Origin of the sequence: Pseudomonas sp. NPDC089407 (genome assembly GCF_044900445.1) — a bacterium.
Classification (GTDB): domain Bacteria; phylum Pseudomonadota; class Gammaproteobacteria; order Pseudomonadales; family Pseudomonadaceae; genus Aquipseudomonas.
The window spans coordinates 98,575-115,646 of the sequence record NZ_JBJDNB010000012.1 but is presented as its reverse complement, the minus strand read 5'-3'; the positions used below and the strand labels follow the sequence as shown (position 1 = coordinate 115,646).

The window sequence follows — 17,072 nt, the reverse complement described above, 5'->3', positions numbered from 1 at the left end:
GCCTATCGCCTGCTATCGATCAGCTTTCTTTGCCAGCGCGGAACTGCCCCCACATCAGGTTGGCGTTCAGGCCCAGGGAAACCAGGGGCTGCGGCGGGTTTGCGCAAGGCCCGGGGGCATTGAGCAGGAATTCGATCAGTTCGTTCTTGTCACCGGCCAGCCAGTCGGCCAGCAACTTGCCGGTGACGGTGCCCCGGGTAACGCCCAAGCCGTTGCAGCACAGTGCGCCGACGACATTGGGCGCCAACTTGCCAAAGAAGCCCATGTGGTTGCGCGACAATGCCAGTGCGCCGCCCCAGGTGTATTCGAAGTTCACTTCAGGCAACATCGGGAAACGCCGGGCGAACGATTCGCGGTGGCGCTCGACAAAGCGCTCGAGGTACTTGCGGTTGCTGCGCCCGTCGGGGTTGTAGCTGAAACTGTTGCGGATCAGCAGGCGGTTGTCGACGGTGCGGCGCAGGGTGGTGCCGAACGGGTCGGCGGGGATCACACCCCAGTACGGTTTGCCTCCCAGGCGTGCCTGCTCTTCTTCGGTCAGCGGGCGGGTGATACTGCCGTAGGTGAACACTGGCAGCATGCGGCCCTTGAGGAAGCCGAAGCTCATGCCAAAGGCATTGGTCGTGAGCACCAGCTTGTCGGCGGTAATCGAACCATTGGCGTGGCGCAGCACGACCTTGTGACCGTAATCGACGTCGGTGATCGGCGTGTGCTCGTACAGCGAAACATTGCTCGGCAGGCTGTCGGCCAGGCCTTTGACCAGTGCCGAGGGTTGCAGCAAGGCGGTGCCAGGGGTGAACAGGCCCTTGCGGTAGAAGTGCGTGCCGATATGGTCAGGCAGATCGCGGCGTTCGATCACTTCGCAAGGCTGGCCAAGCTTGTCCAGGCCACGACGATAGGCATCCAGCACGGCAATGCCTCGGTCTTCGATGGCCGCCTGGTATTTGCCGCAGTGGCGGAACTGGCACTCGATGTCGTAGCGCTCGATCAATTCCTTGAGGTACGACTGGCCGCCCAGGTTGAGCTTGAGCACGGTCTTGGCGATGTCGATGTCGCCAATGTAGTCCTCGGCGCCGATGTCATGCGGCAGGTCGATGGCAAAGCCGGCGTTGCGCCCAGAAGTGCCAAAGCCGACCTCCTGCGCCTCGATCAGCACGATTTCGTCATCCGGAAAGTTCGTTGCCAGCTGCCGCGCAGCGGCCAGGCCGGTAAAGCCGGCGCCGACCACTGCCCAACGCGCCTGGCTGTGACCACTGTGGGCCGGCCTTGGCGTGCGGGGTTTGCTCAGGTGATACCAGCCACAGCTGGCATCATCGGCAGGTAACGAACTTATTCTTGTCATGTCACTAACCTGGATCTTGTTGTTTGACGAGTGGTCAGCACCGGTGGCCCGACCGGGGTATTTCATATCTGGATCGGTACATCCAGCCCTTGCGGGGCGGCATATTCGGCCATGCGCCGGCGCGACAGCTCCATGTGTTCACGGGCCAGCTGGCCAGCAGTCGGCGCATCACGGCGCTCGATGGCCTCGATCATCTGTTCGTGCTGCTCACAGGCGATCTCGAGGTCCCGCTGCATGTCGTCGGTGGTCGGGTGGCGGTAGAAAATCTTGCCCAGGCGGGTATGGTCGATCAGCAGCCGACGCAGGCTTGGCATCAGGTAATCGTTGTGCGCCATCTTGCCGATTTCCAGGTGGAAGGCGTCGTTGTAGAGCACGCGGTTTTCCACGTCGCGCTCTTCGATGGCCTGGCGGAATTTAGCCTGGATAGCCTTTAGCACTTCGACTTCATCGGCACTGGCGTAGGTGGCGGCCAGCTGGGTGGTGGCCACGTAGATGAGCGGCGCGGCCACGTAGAAGCTGTGCAGCGACTCGTGGTTCATGGCGGCGACACGTGGCGCGCGGTTGGCTTCCAGTTCGATGTAGCCTTCAGCGGCGATCTGGCGCAGCAGCTCACGGACCGGGGGGCGCGACAGGCCAAATTCGTCGCACAGGGCCAGTTCGTCCACCACCGCGCCCGGGGCCAGTTCCATGCTGAGAATCCGGCGGCGCAGTGCTTCGGCAAGGACGGCTTTGCGGTCCTGCGGCACTTCAGCGGTGAGTGGTTGAACACTGGCTTTCATGGCGGCCTTCTTTGTTGTCATAGCGCTATGTCTACTATTTGTATAACGACTATATGGCACTGTTAGACAATGTGTCTACAGCATTTTCGATGAACGGTGAAATCTGCCTGGGCCTTTGTTTTAGGGGGTTCCGCAGGGATCAGGGGTGGAATTAAACACCCTGGTGGCTGCATTGCCAAACCGGACAGGTAATTATCCGGATCAGACAAATCGACAGATTTTTAGCGCTTATACGACCGAGCGCCGCCCGCGCGGCGCATCGCGGATAAATCCGCTCCTACATTTGTTGCAACGTGCCGAACCTGTGACGCCATGGTCGTCAGCCTTGGTGCAGGTCTTGAGTCTTGCAAGCCGGCTGACAACCATGGCCTCACAGGCATGGCCACGTTGCAACAAATGTAGGAGCGGATTTATCCGCGATGCGCCGCGCGGGCGGCGCTCGATTTCAAAAGCAGCAAAAAGCGTTCGTCGTACCAGGCAATCAAGCAGCAGCCAAAGCCTCCCGCCGCGCATGCCGCCTGCTGGTAATCACCCCCAGCGCCAGGATCACCAGCGCCAGCGCCAGGGTCAGTGACACCTCCATACGGTGCTTGGGCATGACGAACATCGTACCCAGGGCAAAGATGATGAAACCGATCACTGCATAGGTCAGCCACGGGTACAGCCACATCTTGAAGGCAATGTCGACGTTCTGCCGCTGCAGGATGGCGCGCATGCGCAATTGCGAGAAGGCAATCGCCAGGTACACCAGCAAGGCAATCGACCCGGAACTGGCCAGCAGGAAGGCAAACACCTCGGCCGGGGCGAAGTAGTTGACGATGGTTGCCAGCATGCCGATCAGCGTGCTGCCGATCACCGCCGCACGCGGCACACCTACCTTGGAGGTGCGCTGGATAAAGCCCGGCGCATCACCACGCTTGCTCAGCGAATAGAACATCCGCGACGAGATGTAGATCGACGAGTTCAGGCAACTGGCCACCGCCACCAGCACCACGATGTCTACCAGCAGCTTGGCGTAGGGAATGTGCATGATTTCCAACGCGCGCTGGTAGGAGCCCTGCACCGGCAGCAGCGGGTCGTTCCACGGCACCACCGAAATGATCACGAAGATCGACAGCAGGTAGAACACGCTGATGCGCCAGATCACCGAACGAGTGGCCTTGGCGATGTTGCGCGCCGGGTCTTTCGACTCGGAGGCGGCGATGGTCACCGCTTCGGTGCCCAGGTAGCTGAACATGGTGGTGAGCAAGGCGCCGATGATCGCCGTCCAGCCATTGGGCATAAAGCCACCCTGCTGATCCAGCAGCAGTGGCAGGCCACTGACTTCACGACCCGGCAGCACCCCGGCCAACGCGGCTGCGCCCAAGGCGATGAAGGCAACGATGGCGATGACCTTGAGCATGGCGAACCAGAACTCGAACTCGCCGTACTTGGCCACGCTGAACAGGTTGGTAGCGGTCAGCAACACGGTCATGCTCAGGGCGAAGAACCAGGCATCGATATGCGGGAACCAGTTGTTGAGTACTACGCCAGCGGCGATGGCTTCGATGGGTATGACCAGCACCCAGAACCACCAGTACAGCCAGCCGATGGTAAAGCCGGCCCAGCGGCCAATGGCGCGGTCGGCGTAGGTGGAGAACGAGCCGGTATCGGGGCTGGCGACCGCCATTTCCCCAAGCATGCGCATCACCAGCACCACCAGCGCACCTGCCAGTGTGTAGGCGACGATGGCCGAAGGGCCGGCCGCCGCGATGGCATGCCCGGAGCCGATGAACAACCCGGCACCGATTACCCCGGCGATGGACAGCATGGTCACATGGCGTTGCTTGAAGCCTTGCGCCAGCTGATTGCCGGCGCCACTCGCGCTTGTCATTGTCATCCTGATCCCTGCTTTTGTTTTCTTTGTGGGGGGACGTGAAGCTCCTGGATCGAAACCCAGCGTGGATGAGCTTCGCGCCCGGTCACGGTACGCCAGCGAGGGGGCAGTCAAGATGCCTGGATTCGCCACGGACTTGACCATAGATGACATCGGCATCGCTGAAAGATGCATGACAGAGCCCTGAAGGCGATATCAGTTGCCGCTGGGCGACTCGAATGAACGCGGGCGGCGCGCTGCGGGTCAGCTGATTACATTTCACATGGAGGGGTTGTCATGCTCGATATCCATTCCGCTGCGTCGTCGCAGCATAATGTCCGTGGTCTGGAACGGGTCAGCTCGCTGGCCGGCGGGGCGCTGATGGTCAGCAAGGGGCTGCGCCACGGCGGCCTGGTCGGTTTGTTGCAGATGGTGGTGGGTGGCCTGGCGGTGGCGCGTGGGGTCAGCGGGCATTGCTCGACCAAAGCCTGGTGGCAGCGGCATCGGCAGGAGTATCACCGGTTGCGTTCGGATATCGAACGCAGTGCGGCGGAGTTGGAGGCCTTGAAGGCCAGTGCCAACGCAGCTACCGAGGGGGTGACCGTGACCGGCAAGGATCCGCTGGCTGGCAGCTGATTAATGCATTGCCTGTGCTGGCCCTATCGCCGGCAGGCCTGCTCTCATAGAACAAACTCTAACTTATTGATTTGGTGAAACTTGTGGGAGCGGGCTTGTCCCGCGAACACCGGCAAAGCCGGTGCCAGACACCGCGTTGCCTGCTTCGCGGGACAAGCTCGCTCCCACAATGGCCATTGTTCTCTGCGAGACAGCGCAGCCCGGAAGGGCTGGGTGATCTCCCACAGGGCGCTCATGGCTGCAGGGATACGACTGGCCAGTGCCGGCCTCTTCGCGGGTGAACCCGCTCCTACAACAGGCGGTGATTGCCCTGCAGGAGCGGGTTTACCCGCGAAGAGGCCAGCACAGCCGATAGAGATGCCTAGCGCAACGCCTTGCTCTGCAACACCTCGGACTGCCGGCCCAGCACATTCTCGCTGATCTGCACAAACTCTTCGGTGCTGACGCTCGGCAGGCGCATCAGCCCGCGCACCACATCGTCCAGCGAGCGCTTGGCCTGGGTGTGGATGCGGATTTCCTTGTCCAACGCTTGCAGCAGCATCACCCCGCGGGCCACCTGGGCTGGGCTTGCGTGCTCGCCCTTGAGCCGGGTGACCTTGGCGCCCTGCTTGCTCAGGCGCGCCTGCCAGGCCTGGTAGCGGTCATCGCTCACCCCGCCTGAACGGCGCAGCAACTCACTGGCGTAATAGTCGGTCAGGCTCTCCACTAGCCAGTCACTGCCGTCACGCCCATGAATCTGTGCAAACAACTGCACCACCTCACGCAGCAACGGGCTGCTGCCGTTCTCGCTGACCATTGGCCGGGCACTGTGCAGGTACAACGAGCCCTGCGCCGCCATCGCCCCGCGCCACATGCCGTCACGTGCGCCCACCAGCAAAAGCTTCGGCGGGTTGCGCGGGAACACCGCCTGCAGCTGCGGCCAGACGAAGGTAAGCAAGGTCAGGCTGTCCATGCGCCGCATGCCCTGCCCCACCGGTGCGGCCACGGTCACTTCGGTATTGCCCAGGCGGGCGCGGCGGCTGCCCAGATCACCCGCGAGCATCCAGCCAGTCGGCCGGTCGAACAGGCGCGATACATTGTCGATGCGGAACTTGTCCTTGCCGACGCGCGGCCAGGAGGTCTCGATGCTCTTCCAGCCCTCAGGCAGGTCGAATGCCAGGCGCGCCACCAGCTCGGTCCCATCCTGCTGGTCGAGGCGCGCAGGCGGTACCAACTGGTCACCCAGGAACAACGCCCAGTGCGGGGTGATACGCGACGAAAACGCGCCGCTGGCAAGCTTCTGGTCCAGCAGCACGCGGTAGCTGAGGCTGGTCTTGCCGGCCGCAGGCTGCCATACCCCGCGCTGACCTTTCAGTTGCCATTGGCCATCGGCCTGGAAGCCGCTGTAGGCCCCGGCCTTGCCCAGGTCGAAGTCAAGGCTGCGCACCGCGCTGCCTTCAGCCAAGGTCAGGCGAACCTCCGCCTGACCGCTGGCAGGCAGCAGGCGTACTTCGTAGTCGAGGTTGACCTTTTTCGCCCAAGCGGGCGCGCTGGCCATCAGGCCCAACAGCATTAACAGCTGGCAACGCATACAGAAACTCCTTGTTTCCCCTTGGCAGCGGGCCGCGCCGGTCAGCTGGCGCGGAAGATCAGGTGGTCTTCCCAGTCGTCTTCGTGCACATCCTGCTCCCTGAGCATACGCCCCGCCTGGGAAATGCGCTGTTCATGGACCTGCTGGCGATCGCCGCAGACCAGGTGGTGCCAGGCGGGCAGGTCCTTGCCCTCACTGACCAGGCGGTAACCGCAGGTGCTCGGCAGCCAGGTGAACTGGTCAGCCTTGCCTGGGGTGAGCTGGATGCAGTCTGGCACCTGGGCGAAGCGGTTGGGGTAATCGCTGCACTGGCAGGTTTGCAGGTCCAGCAGCTTGCAGGCAATGCGCGTGTAGTAAACGCTGTTGTCGTCCTCGTCCTCGAGTTTTTGCAGGCAGCACAGGCCGCAGCCGTCGCACAGCGACTCCCACTCTTGCGGGTTGAGTTGTTCGAGGGTCTTGCGCCGCCAGAACGGCGCGTTTTCAGCGATCATTACACGGGTTTCCTGCATGGAGTCAGCTACTAGCTTCAAGCTGTAAGCTTCAAGCAAAGGCAGCGCATACGGCTTTTCTCTTGGGGCTTGCAGCTTGCAACTTGAAGCTGGGGGCCATGGCGGCGCCAGTCTAGGGCCTGGGCTTCGGCAAAGCCAGACCGCTTGTCAGTCACGACGGGACGCAGTAGCGTGGGCGTTTCCCGTCCTTTTGCAGGAGCCGCCATGAGCGCCAACCCCCGCGTTGCCGATTACGCCATCAACGAGCAGTTCATCAACCGCTGGTCGCCACGCGCCTTCACTGCCGAGCCGATCAGTGAAGAAACCCTGCTGAGCTTCCTGGAAGCCGCCCGCTGGGCACCGTCGGCGTACAACTCGCAGCCTTGGCGCTTCCTGTATGCCCGCCGTGACACGCCAAGCTGGGAGCGTTACCTGAGCCTGCTGGTACCGTTCAACCGCAGCTGGGCGCAACAGGCGTCGGCGCTGGTGCTGGTGATTTCCAAGACCACCTTCGCCGCCCCGGGTGCTACCGAAGAAAAACCGGCGCTGTGGCACACCTTCGACACCGGTTCCGCCTGGGGGCACTTGGCCCTGCAGGCCAGCATCAGTGGCTGGCATACCCATGGCATGGCCGGTTTCGACCAGGAGGTGGCCCGCCTGGAACTGAAGATTCCGGAAGGCTATGTGCTGCATGCCATGGTGGCGATCGGCAAGCTGGGGGACAAGGCCAGCCTGGACGAAGCGCTGCAGTCGCGTGAAGTGCCTAGCCCGCGCAAGCCGCTGAGTGAGCTGGCGGCTGAGGGTGATTTCAGTCTGTAAGCCCTTTGTTGGTTTTGCTGGCCTCATCGCCGGCAAGCCAGCTCCCACAGGGATCTGCACAGCCTTCAGGTTCCGTGGGCTACCTGTGCTGGCCTCTTCGCGGGCTTGCCCGCTCCCACAGGTCTGGCACAGGTCGCAAGGGCTATGCGGTACCTGTGGGAGCTGGCTTGCCGGCGATAGGGCCGGTACAGGCATTACAAATCAATAGCCCCGAGCGAAATCGACTTCGCCACGCATCCCCTGCCCGGCCGCATAAGCCCGTACATTCTCGACAAACAACCGCACCATCGCCGCCGGCGAGGTGGGCGCCGAGCTGTGCCCGGTCAGCAGCAAGCCCCAGGCTGTCCAGAACGGGTGCTGCTTGGGCAGCGGCTCCTGGCGGCACACATCGATCACCGCCCCGGCCAGGTGGCCCTCTTTCAGCGCCTCTACCAGGTCAGCATCCACCACCGCCGCGCCACGCCCGGCATTGATGAACAGCGCCGTGGGCTGGAAGCACTTGAACAGTGCAGCGTCGTACAGGTCGTGGGTGGCAGGGGTATCGGGCAGCAGGTTGAGCACGTAGTCGACCTGGCCAACCAGGCGCGGCAGGTCGGCCAGCGCCGCCACTTCGACGAACGGTGCCTGTTCGCGGGCGCTGCTGGCAACCCCGTATAGCGCCACGCCAAACGGCTGCAGGAACTCGGCGACGCGCTGGCCGATGTCACCGGTGCCCACGATCAGCACCTTGCGCCCTTCCAGGGTACGCCCCGGGCGGTCGTCCCAGCGCCGCTCGACCTGGCTGACCAGGCGCGACAGCACCTCGCGCTCATGGCCCAGCAGGTAGGTGAGCATGTATTCAGCCATCACCTGGCCAAAGATACCCACCGCACGGGTCAGGCGGTAATCACGCGGCAGGCCATCGGCCAGCAACGGCGTGATGCCGGCCCAGGTCGACTGTATCCACTCGGGCTTGTGGCCTTGGCGCAGCAAGCTCGCCAGTAGGTCTGGCTGGCCCAGCCACACCGGGCACTGGGGTGCCTGGCGGGCCAGTTCGGCCGAGTCGCCACTGGTCAGGATTACCACTTCAGGCGCGGCTGCGCGCAACAGCTCGGCGTAGCGGGCATGGTCATGCTCGGCAATCAATACGCGCATGATCAGACCGGGTCGTTACGGCGCAGCAGCTCTTCGGGCAGGTGCTCGATGTATTCGTCTTCAAGCGGCGGCATCTGCAGGTGGTAGCCCTGATTGTCGAGGTTTTCCAGCACCTTGGTGATGTCCTCGCGGGCCAGCTTGCGCTCGGGGCTGAGCACCAGGTCGAACGCGTGCATGGGGGTGCCGAAGGCCGGCAGCAAGCCTTCGGGCACGCGTTCCAGGCCGTCGGCCTTGAGCACGTACAGGTACATTTCGTTCTTGCGTGGGCTCTTGTAGATCGAGCAAATGCGTTTCATCGGGTCTCTCCGGCACCTGCCAGGTTATCCAGCAGGGCCTGGCCCATGCGCTCACGGCGCCAGCCGCGTAGCGAATCGGGCAGTTGATAGGGGCCATTGGGGTAGCCGCTCTTGAGCAGCGCCTCCAGGGCTTTCTTGCGCAGCATCAGCTCAGGGGCAATACCCAGGCGCTCGCCTTCAGCCTGGCCGATGGCGCGCAGCTGCTTGAGGATGCCGGCGGCCTCGATCGGCAGCGGCTCGGGCAATGGCGCTGGCCACTGCTCAGCCGGCAGACTGGCGGCGCGCTTGATCAGCTGGACCAGGAACTCACCGTCCTGACGAATGGTGCGCGGGTGCATCTCGTCGATCTTGGCCAATGCCGACAGGTTGTTCGGCTGGCTCTTGGCCATGGGCCACAGCGAGTGCTCCTTGAGGATGCGGTTACGCGGCACATCGCGGCTACGCGCTTCACGCTCGCGCCAGGCGCACAGCTCGCGCAGTACGGCCAGTTGCTGCGGGGCCAGCTTCCAGGCCAGCTTGACGTCACGGTACAGGCTTTCGGGCTCGACTTCGCGGCGCAGGGCGGCCACCAGCTCGGCACCGTCCTCCAGCACCCAAGCGTACTTGTCGTCACTCAGGCGCGGGTGCAACACGGTGAACAACTCGGCGAGGTGCACGGCATCTTCGGCAGCGTAGCTGACTTGGGTTTCCGACAGCGGGCGCTGCAACCAGTCGGAGCGGGTTTCGCCCTTGGGCAGCTCGATGCCCAGCACTTCCTGTACCAGGCGCGAATAGCCCATGGAGAAGCCCAGGTTCAGGTAACCGGCGGCCAGCTGGGTGTCGAACAGCGGCTGGGGCAGCTTGCCGGTCAGGCGCAGCAGCACCTCGAGGTCTTCGCTGCAGGCGTGCAGAACCTTGACCACGCTGCTGTCTTCGAGCAGATCGGCCAAGGGTTGCCAGTTGCCGATCGACAGCGGGTCGATCAGGAACGCCCGTTGGCCGTCGCCGATCTGGATCAGCCCGGCTTTCGGGTAAAAGGTGTCGACCCGCATGAATTCGGTATCGACGGCGACAAAGGGCAGCTGATGCCAGTCGCGGCAGTGTTCGGCCAGGCTCTGGTCGTCACGGATCCAGTGAATTTCGATGGCCACAAGGCTCTCCCACTAACATTGGCGCGCAGTATATACGGCGAGGGCACTGCTGGTGAAACCCGGGCCATCCTTGATATCGATCAATGGTGCAGTTTAGGTATTTTGTGCTGCATCAGCGCTTGGCCGCCAGCCAGGGCCGGCAACTGGCGAACATGTCCAGCGACTGCTGGTAGACCTCGGTGTGCACCTGCAACAGGCCGAGCATCGAGTGGAACAGGTTGTCCTGCGACAGCGGGGCATCGCTGAGCTTGGCCAGGCAGTCGGTATCGACGCCGAAGTCCTCCTTGTAGCTGTCGGAGAACCAGGTCAGCAGCGGTACGTGCTTCTGTTGCTCGGGGGCGATGGCGTAAGGCGTGCCGTGCAGGAACAGGTTGTACTCACCCAGCGACTCGCCATGGTCGGACAGGTAGATCATCGCCGTGTCGACCTTGTCCTGCTTGCTGCGCAAGGTGTCGATCAGCGAAGCCAGCACGTTGTCGGTATAGGCCAGGGTGTTGTCGTAGCCGTTGATGATCTCTGCTTCGCTGCACTGGTTCAGTGCATTGCTCTGGCACACCGGGGTAAACCGCTCGCCGCCATTGGGGTAGCGCTTGACGTACTCGGGGCCGTGGCTGCCCATCTGGTGCAGCACCAGCACAGTGTCCTTGTCGAGGTTGTCGATCAGTTCGTCCAGGCCTTGCAACAGGATCTGGTCATGGCATTCGCCATTGGCGCACAGCTGCGGGTCCTTGAGGTTGCTGACATCGATGAACTGCACGCGGTCGCAGGTGCCCTTGCAGCCCGACTGGTTGTCGCGCCACTGCACCGCCAGGCCGGCACGCTGGAGTATGTCCAGCAACCCTTCACGGTTTTTCGCCACCCGGGCGTCGTAGTCCTTGCGCTTCATGCCGGAGAACATGCACGGCACCGAGACGGCAGTTTCAGTCCCGCACGAGTGCACGTTGGAGAACGCCAGCAGGCCCTGTTCCTTGGCCAGGTTCGGTGTGGTATCGCGGTCATAGCCCAGCACACCAAAGTGGTCTGCCCGGGCACTTTCACCCACCACCAGCACGGTCAGCGACTTGCGCTCATGTTTTTGCCAGGCGGCATCGCGCTTGGCATCTTCGCCGTAAGGCTGGAACGGGCGCGATGCCGTACCGACCCGTTCACTGACATAACCAATGGAGGCGCCGACGATATTGCTCGGGGTGAGCATCAGGCGCAGTTCGTGGTGATTGCGGAACAGCGACGACAGCCCTTGATAGTTGACCAGTGCCACCGAGCCAAGGGCCACCACGCAGGCGCCACTGACCACCAGTTTGCCCAGCAACTCGCGGTGCCAGCGGCGATAGACAATCTGCGCCTTCCACAGCAGCACCGAAGGCAGTACACCCAGTAGCAGGATATAAGCGGCAAACTTGAACGACATCAAGTCAAGCACTTCCGCAACATTGGTCTCGGCCATATTGCGGAACATGCCGGCATCAATAAGTACGCCGTACTGGTTCATGAAGTAAGCCACGCCCGCGCCACTCATGAACAATATAATGAGCAACGGTTTCAATACATAGCGGAAGGCAAACAACGTGAGGACCAGATTGAAGGCGAACAGCATCAGCACGGCAAACGCCAGGCTCAGCCACAGCCCCGACAGGCCGGGGGGCACAACCTCTTGCAGGTGCTCCCAGAGGAACATGTTGAAGCCGATCAGCAGGTAAAGGCTGGCCAGCAGCGTGACCCATTCAGTCCGCAGGGATTTGAAGTTGAGCATCAGCGTTCGCAATCAAGAGTAATTATCAACCCCCAGGCCGGGTGGCACCGTGGGAAAGTTGGGCGAACTCTAGAAAGTGCGTCATCAATTTTTTGTGAAAAAGTCGGTAACAATTTCGTGAGCATGCGCGTTTTGGCGTTTATCGGCATTTGTTTCAGCTGCCGTTCAGCCAAGCCGCCATCCCCCGCTTGCGTAAAGGCGGCTATCCTCAGTGGTCAGGACCTTACCGACAACCCTGACAGAGGTGAAGAAATGCCAGTTCCGCATGATCTGCTCGCTGACCTGCACGTTACCGCTGAAAATTTCCAGGCGCTCATGGACAAGGACCAGGCGCTGCATTCGCTGCACAAGGAATACAACGCCAAGGACAAGGAGGTGGTCGCCGCCGAAGGCAACGGCACCAACGACGAGGCCGTCAACCGCCTGCGCAAGGAGCGGTTGCTGATCAAGGACAAGATCGAACGGATCATTCATCCGCCCAAATCCTGACTGAACATCTTCTTTGAATTCACCGGCCCTATCGCCGGCAAGCCAGCTCCCACAGGGACCCCACATTATTTCGAACCTGTGGTGTACCTGTGGGAGCTGGCTTGCCGGCGATAGGGCCAGTAGCCCTTACACCGCAATCAAAGCCTGCAACGCCCCATCCAGGTCCTCGACCAGGTCGCGGTAATCCTCGATCCCCACCGACAACCGCAGCAGGTTCTCGCTGATTCCCATCACGCCCTTCTGCTCCGGGCTCAACGAGCAGTGCGACATGCTCCAGGAGTGGTTGATCATGCTTTCCACCCCGCCCAGCGAGTCGGCCAGCACAAAGATCTGCAGCGCCTCCACCAGGCGGTTGAGCGCGGCGCGGTCGCCTTTCACCTTCATCGCCACCACCGCCCCGCCACTGCGCATCTGGCGTTTGCACAGCTCATGTTGCGGGTGGCTTTCCAGCCCCGGGTAATACACGTGCTCGACCTGCGCGTGGCCTTCGAGGAAGCGTGCTACCTGCAGGGCGTTGCTGCACTGGCGCTCCATACGTACATCCAGGGTCTTCAGGCCGCGCAGGGCCAGGTAGCAGTCGAACGGCCCCTGTACCGCACCAATCGCCATGCTGATGCGGCGCAGGCGCGCCAGCAGCGCATCATTGGCCGCCACCACCACGCCACCGGTGAGGTCGGAATGGCCGCCGATGTACTTGCTGGCCGAGTGCATCACCAGGTCAACGCCCAGGGTGATCGGGCGCTGGTTCCATGGCGAGCAGAAAGTGTTGTCGATGCAGGTGAGAATGCCGCGCGCCTTGGCCAGGTCGCACACGGCCTTGATGTCGACCAGGTGCAGCAGCGGGTTGGTCGGCGACTCGATCCAGATCAGCTGGGTTTGCGGCTTGATTGCGGCAGCCACGGCGTCGAGGTCGTTGAGGTCGACATAGGTGGTGGTCAGGCCCGAGGTGCGGCTGCGGTAGTCTTCCATGATGCGGAAGGTGCCGCCATACACGCCGTTCATGACCACCACATGGGCGTCCTTGGGCAGCAGCTCCAGCACCGTGGCGGTGGCATTCACCCCCGAGGCGCAGGCCACGGCACCCACGCCTTCTTCCAGCGCGGCGACACAGGTTTCGTAGGCATGCCGGGTGGGGTTGCCGACGCGGCTATAGGAGTACTCCGGCTTGTCGTCCAGGCTGCGCTTGGTAAACGAGCTGGCGGTGACGATGGCCGGGAAGATGGCGTTGTCGGCAACGCTGAACTGCTCGCCGGCGTGGATGGTACGGGTGGCGAAATTACGCGGCTTGTCGGACATGGTCAGGCCCATTGGCAGAATGAAAGCAGCCACTATGGCACAAGCCAAATCGTCTGGCCTTGGGGTAACCTGTGAAATATTTTTCCGGCACGGCCCGCGCGCGATATGGACAGTTTCGACCAGCACATTCTTACCCTGCTTCAGCGCGATGCCTCGATTTCGCTGAAGGACCTGGCCGAGGCCGTCAACCTGTCGACCACGCCGTGCTGGAAGCGGGTCAAGCGCCTGGAAGAGGACGGCTACATTGTCGGCCGTGTCGCCCTGCTCGACCCGGAAAAGCTCGGTTTGGGGCTTACCGTGTTCGTCCAGCTCAAGACCCAGCGCCACGACAGCGCCTGGCTTGAGCAGTTTGCCGCGACCGTGACCGGGTTCGAGGAAGTGATGGAGTTCTACCGCATGTCGGGGGACTGGGACTACATGCTGCGGGTGGTGGTGGGCGATATTGCGGCGTATGACCGGTTTTACAAAAAGCTGATTACCAGTACCGATGGGCTTTCCAATATCACCTCCAGTTTTGCCATGGAGCAGATGAAGTACACCACGGCCTATCCGGTGAACCGTTCCTGATTTTTGTATTACAGCACCGGCCCTATCGCCGGCAAGCCAGCTCCCACAGGGATCGCACAATTTTCAGAACCTGTGACATACCTGTGGGAGGCTCTATGGTTTTCAGCAAGCTGGCTCCCACTGGTACTGCACAGATCTTCAGTCTTGTGGAGGACCTGTGGGAGCTGGCTTGCCGGCGATAGGGCCCTTAAAGGCAACCCATCAATCCGAAGCCAACACCGCCGCAATCCGGTTCCCGGCCTTGGCCTTCTCCACCTTGATCGCCACAAACTTCGAGGTGGGGGTATAGGTGCCCTCGCCATAACTCTCCAGCGGCACCAGCGGGTTGGTCTCTGGGTAATACGCCGCTGCCTGCCCTTGCGGCACGTCATACGCCACCAGGCGGAACCCCGACACCCGCCGCTCCACACCATCCTCCCACAGCGACACCAGGTCCACCTGCTCGCCCGGCTCGAAGCCCAGGCGACGAATGTCGGCCTCGTTGACGAACACCACCTCACGCAGGCCGAACACCCCGCGGTAGCGGTCGTCCAGGCCATACAACGTGGTGTTGTACTGATCGTGCGAACGCAGCGTCTGCAGGATCAGGTCGGGCTTGTCGCCACGGGCCAGCACCTTGGCATTGATCAACGCCTCGGGCAGCGCATGGGGCATGAAGCGGGCCTTGCCCGTGGCCGTGCGGAAGTTGCGGTCGGCCGCGTTGTTGCCCAGGTGGAAGCCGCCCGGGCTATTCAGGCGTTCATTGAAATCGGTAAACCCAGGGATGACGTCAGCGATCATGTCGCGAATACGGTTGTAATCGGCCACCGCATATTCCCAGTCGATCGGCTGGTTACCCAGCGTGGCCTTGGCCATGCCGGCGATGATCCACGGCTCCGAACGCATGTGTGGCGAGCGTGGGCGCAACTGGCCGTTGGAGAGGTGCACCATGCTGAAGGTGTCTTCCACGGTCACACCTTGCGGCCCCTCGGTCTGCAGGTCGATTTCGGTACGGCCCAGGCACGGCAAAATCAGCGCATCGCGGCCGGTGACCAGGTGCGAGCGGTTGAGCTTGGTGGAAGTCTGCACGGTCAGCGCGCAGTTCTGCAGCGCCGCATGGGTGCGCGGAGTGTCCGGGGTGGCCTGGGCGAAGTTGCCGCCCAGGGCGACGAACACCTTGGCCCGCCCTTCTTCCATGGCCTTGATCGCCAGCACCGCGTTATGGCCGTGGGCCCGCGGCACACGGAACTGGAAGCGTTTTTCGATGGCATCGAGCAACGCCGCCTTGGGTTTCTCGTCGATGCCCATGGTGCGGTCGCCCTGCACGTTGCTGTGGCCACGCACGGGCGACAAGCCGGCGCCTGGCTTGCCGACGTTGCCACGCAGCAGTTGCAGGTTGACGATTTCCTGCACGGTCGGCACCGAATGGCGGTGCTGGGTAACGCCCATGGCCCAGCACATGATGACCCGCTCGGCCTTGCGGTACATGCGTGCAGCGAGCTCGATCTCGGCCAGGGTCAGGCCCGATTGCTTGACGATATGCTCCCAGGGGGTAGCGTCCACCGCCGCCAGGTAGTCATCGACGCCACTGGTATGCTCGGCGATGAAGGCATGGTCGAACACCGCGGGCTCGCCCTTGGCCTGGGCCTCACGCTCCCACTGCAACAGGAACTTGGCAATGCCACGCATGGCCGCCATGTCGCCACCCAAAGCCGGGCGGAAATAGGCGCTGGAGGTCGGCTCGGAGCCGTTGCTGAGCATCTCGAACGGGTGCTGGGGGTGCTGAAAGCGCTCCAGGCCACGCTCTTTCAGCGGATTGAAGCACACTACCTGGGCACCGCGCTTGACCGCCTCGCGCAGCGGTTCGAGCATGCGCGGGTGATTGGTGCCCGGGTTCTGGCCGATGACGAAAATTGCGTCGGCCAGCTCCAGGTCGTGGAATACCACGGTACCCTTGCCCACCCCGAGGGTTTCCGCCATGCCCACGCCGCTGGCTTCGTGGCACATGTTCGAGCAGTCAGGAAAGTTGTTGGTGCCATAGGCGCGTACGAACAGCTGGTAAAGGAACGCCGCTTCGTTGCTGGCCCGGCCCGAGGTGTAGAACTCGGCCTCGTCCGGCGACTGCAGCGCACGCAGGTGCTTGGCAACCAGCTCGAAGGCCTCTTGCCAGGTGGTTTCCACATAGTGGTCGGTGGCCGCATCGTAGCGCATCGGGTGCGTGAGGCGGCCCTGGTATTCGAGCCAATAGTCGGTCTGGTCTTTCAGCGCGCTGACGCTGTATTTGGCGAAGAACGCCGGGTCCACCGAGCGGCCGGTGGCCTCCCAGTTGACGGCCTTGGCGCCGTTTTCGCAGAACTTGACCATGTCGCTTTCCGGCGATTCGCCCCAGGCGCACCCGGGGCAGTCGAAGCCGCCGTTCTGGTTGGTCTTGAGCATGGCCCGCAGGTTCTTGAAGGCGTTCTCGCTACCCAGCCAGCTCTTGGTCACGCTTTTCAGCGCGCCCCAGCCGGCGGCGGCGCCTTTGTAGTCCCTGATGTGTTCGTCCTGGCTCATGCGATGAATCCTCACGCTTCGATGCTTTTATTCAGCGTATGGAGCGTGGGGCGGGGGCGTCCAATCGAAAGATCTTACGGGGTGATAGGCGGTTTCGATCATCGATATTTTCTGGAGATGTGTTGGGGCTGCCAGGTGCTTGCCACAGGATCTTCAGCGCCTGTGAGATCGAGCGCCGCCCGCGCGGCGCTTCGCGGGACAAGCCCGCTCCCACATCTGTTTCGGGCCAGTCACTTCTGTAAGGTCACCTCTGTCCGCCCTGTTTGTTCCATTCGATATCGAACGGTACGCCACTGCACCTCATCGATTTCCAGCCATGCACCAAAGCTGCAACCCACCTGGCACAGGAAAAACTGGCCCGAAACAGATGTGGGAGCGGGCTTGTCCCGCGA

Annotated in this window: 15 protein-coding genes; 4 read left to right on the top strand and 11 right to left on the bottom strand. The window is 62.4% G+C overall.

Annotation, left to right across the window (positions count from 1 at the left end; genetic code table 11):
* Positions 1-19: 19 nt before the first annotated feature.
* The 3 genes from ACI2KG_RS11925 to gabP form a co-directional block, all read right to left on the bottom strand.
* Positions 20-1,339 (bottom strand): NAD(P)/FAD-dependent oxidoreductase, encoded by a 1,320-nt coding sequence (locus ACI2KG_RS11925; RefSeq protein ID WP_404662066.1) that lies wholly within the window; start codon positions 1,337-1,339, stop codon positions 20-22.
* 62 nt (positions 1,340-1,401) lie between these two features.
* Positions 1,402-2,118 carry a GntR family transcriptional regulator gene (locus tag ACI2KG_RS11920; protein ID WP_404662039.1) on the bottom strand — a complete coding sequence of 239 codons (717 nt, stop codon included), beginning with the start codon at positions 2,116-2,118 and terminating at the stop codon, positions 1,402-1,404.
* A gap of 481 nt (positions 2,119-2,599) precedes the next feature.
* Positions 2,600-3,997, bottom strand: coding sequence for a GABA permease (gene gabP / locus ACI2KG_RS11915; protein ID WP_404662038.1), 1,398 nt, complete (start codon positions 3,995-3,997; stop codon positions 2,600-2,602).
* A 273-nt stretch (positions 3,998-4,270) separates the two neighbouring features.
* Here gabP and ACI2KG_RS11910 point away from each other — a divergent pair, with 273 nt between their 5' ends.
* The gene (locus ACI2KG_RS11910) at positions 4,271-4,609 is read left to right on the top strand and encodes a DUF2892 domain-containing protein (RefSeq protein ID WP_404662037.1); all 339 of its coding nucleotides are present in this window, start codon (positions 4,271-4,273) and stop codon (positions 4,607-4,609) included.
* Positions 4,610-4,970: 361 nt separating this feature from the next.
* Here ACI2KG_RS11910 and ACI2KG_RS11905 read toward each other — a convergent pair whose 3' ends face one another.
* The gene (locus ACI2KG_RS11905; protein ID WP_404662036.1) at positions 4,971-6,179 is read right to left on the bottom strand and encodes a hypothetical protein; all 1,209 of its coding nucleotides are present in this window, start codon (positions 6,177-6,179) and stop codon (positions 4,971-4,973) included.
* A 41-nt stretch (positions 6,180-6,220) separates the two neighbouring features.
* Positions 6,221-6,670: a YcgN family cysteine cluster protein gene (locus tag ACI2KG_RS11900; protein WP_201200656.1), complete on the bottom strand. Its 450-nt coding sequence runs from the start codon at positions 6,668-6,670 to the stop codon at positions 6,221-6,223.
* Positions 6,671-6,892: 222 nt separating this feature from the next.
* Here ACI2KG_RS11900 and ACI2KG_RS11895 point away from each other — a divergent pair, with 222 nt between their 5' ends.
* Positions 6,893-7,486 (top strand): nitroreductase family protein, encoded by a 594-nt coding sequence (locus tag ACI2KG_RS11895; RefSeq protein WP_404662035.1) that lies wholly within the window; start codon positions 6,893-6,895, stop codon positions 7,484-7,486.
* Positions 7,487-7,687: 201 nt separating this feature from the next.
* On the opposite strand, the gene ACI2KG_RS11890 is transcribed toward ACI2KG_RS11895, so the two are convergent.
* From ACI2KG_RS11890 to ACI2KG_RS11875, 4 genes are all read right to left on the bottom strand, one after another.
* Positions 7,688-8,620 carry a D-2-hydroxyacid dehydrogenase gene (locus ACI2KG_RS11890; protein WP_404662034.1) on the bottom strand — a complete coding sequence of 311 codons (933 nt, stop codon included), beginning with the start codon at positions 8,618-8,620 and terminating at the stop codon, positions 7,688-7,690.
* Between the two features lie 2 nt (positions 8,621-8,622).
* Positions 8,623-8,916 carry a YcgL domain-containing protein gene (locus ACI2KG_RS11885; RefSeq protein ID WP_016488604.1) on the bottom strand — a complete coding sequence of 98 codons (294 nt, stop codon included), beginning with the start codon at positions 8,914-8,916 and terminating at the stop codon, positions 8,623-8,625.
* A complete protein-coding gene (gene rnd, locus ACI2KG_RS11880; protein ID WP_404662033.1) occupies positions 8,913-10,046 on the bottom strand; it encodes a ribonuclease D in 1,134 nt (377 codons plus the stop codon). Before rnd ends, ACI2KG_RS11885 begins: the two co-directional genes overlap by 4 nt.
* Before the next feature lie 112 nt (positions 10,047-10,158).
* Positions 10,159-11,796, bottom strand: a complete 1,638-nt coding sequence (locus ACI2KG_RS11875) for a phosphoethanolamine transferase (RefSeq protein ID WP_404662032.1) — start codon at positions 11,794-11,796, stop codon at positions 10,159-10,161.
* Positions 11,797-12,048: 252 nt separating this feature from the next.
* Here ACI2KG_RS11875 and ACI2KG_RS11870 point away from each other — a divergent pair, with 252 nt between their 5' ends.
* Positions 12,049-12,285: a YdcH family protein gene (locus ACI2KG_RS11870; protein WP_400613463.1), complete on the top strand. Its 237-nt coding sequence runs from the start codon at positions 12,049-12,051 to the stop codon at positions 12,283-12,285.
* 126 nt (positions 12,286-12,411) lie between these two features.
* On the opposite strand, the gene ACI2KG_RS11865 is transcribed toward ACI2KG_RS11870, so the two are convergent.
* Positions 12,412-13,593, bottom strand: coding sequence for a trans-sulfuration enzyme family protein (locus ACI2KG_RS11865; RefSeq protein ID WP_404662065.1), 1,182 nt, complete (start codon positions 13,591-13,593; stop codon positions 12,412-12,414).
* A gap of 93 nt (positions 13,594-13,686) precedes the next feature.
* Here ACI2KG_RS11865 and ACI2KG_RS11860 point away from each other — a divergent pair, with 93 nt between their 5' ends.
* The gene (locus ACI2KG_RS11860; protein WP_400737074.1) at positions 13,687-14,148 is read left to right on the top strand and encodes an Lrp/AsnC family transcriptional regulator; all 462 of its coding nucleotides are present in this window, start codon (positions 13,687-13,689) and stop codon (positions 14,146-14,148) included.
* A gap of 201 nt (positions 14,149-14,349) precedes the next feature.
* Here the strand turns inward: ACI2KG_RS11860 and ACI2KG_RS11855 are convergent, their stop codons facing one another.
* Entirely contained in the window at positions 14,350-16,680 is a 2,331-nt protein-coding gene (locus ACI2KG_RS11855) for an FdhF/YdeP family oxidoreductase (protein ID WP_404662031.1), read from the bottom strand.
* Positions 16,681-17,072: the final 392 nt, after the last annotated feature.